Source organism: Endozoicomonas sp. SESOKO3 (genome assembly GCF_024606255.1).
The window spans coordinates 1-1,146 of sequence record NZ_JAHHPR010000437.1 but is presented as its reverse complement, the minus strand read 5'-3'; the positions used below and the strand labels follow the sequence as shown (position 1 = coordinate 1,146).

Annotated in this window: 1 protein-coding gene; it reads left to right on the top strand. The window is 45.2% G+C overall.

Translation table 11 applies throughout. From position 1 onward, the window contains the following. Positions 1 to 935 (top strand): hypothetical protein (locus KDK18_RS07495; protein ID WP_257254270.1); only part of this gene is annotated, 935 nt, incomplete at its 5' end. Positions 936 to 1,146: the final 211 nt, after the last annotated feature.

Genomic DNA, 1,146 nt, shown 5'->3' with positions numbered 1-1,146 from the left:
TTCTGATTGTTCTGACAGTTATTCTCGGCAATTTTTCCGGGAGTAAATGTTTTTCAGTTTTGTTATTAGGTGGTTGTGTGGTACCCAATTTTCCCGTTTTGGCCATTCCTGGTCATGAAGCTTTCATGCAAGATCTGATGGCGGCTGCCCTTGAAGTCCTGAATCGTGATTCAGACGACGATGATTATATAACTGACATGCTACCTGCCGTGCCAAAACATGTTGTCCCCTATATTCCTTCCTTCAGACACCAAAATGCTGCACCCAAAACACTGGACGAGTGCAGTATTACCTTGCCTGAAGTGCCTGACGATCCTCCTGTTCTGGTTTGTGTTCGGGAGAAAAATGAACAGGCAGCAGCGGGAGCCTCAGAGGCAGAGGACCTTGAGAGTTCATCAGAATGCAATCTGTCGGATGAGCTTGCTGCACGTCAGGAAAAAAAAACAAAGCTGACCGACGCTATTCTCGAATTACGACTTGAGTGTCTCAAACTGAGTCATACATGGGACACCTGTCTCCCCCGGGTGGATATCGATTCGGAAACCGCCCGGGAGGTAATTGACTACGCCATGGCCATGCGCTGCGGTACCGTAAAAGAGTCACCCGTCGCATACTACACGGCGCAACTGAAAAAGCAGGTGGGTACTATTAATGTACAGTCTGCAAGGGATCGTGGCAGACGGGCTGTCAATCGGCAGCCTGAGGCTGGCCCTACACCCAAATTACTCAACAACGCCAGTATTTGCGTGGACTTAATGAAGGCATTGGAGTTGGCAAAAGATGCAACAGCCATTTATGATCCCGACAGAATGTCACTTGAGGATGATGTCAGACTGAAAGAAATCATCAATACCTATGAAACTTATCAAAAATTAAAGGAGCAGTTGGCTGGCCTACAGGCAGCCCTGCAGGTGATTGATGATATATGTAAATAGATGATTGCGTTGATTTTATCAAAGTTATTGATGACCGGGACAAGCCGCGTTACCAGCTTATTGTTACTTTTCATATTGCGTGATTCATACTGGCGACTGAACTTAATAAAAATATCATTGTCAGAAGATAAACAAAGATATCGCATTATGTGTTAGCGATTAAATCACGGATGAATAGTAACATCGGAGGGATATCATGATGTTATCTGCT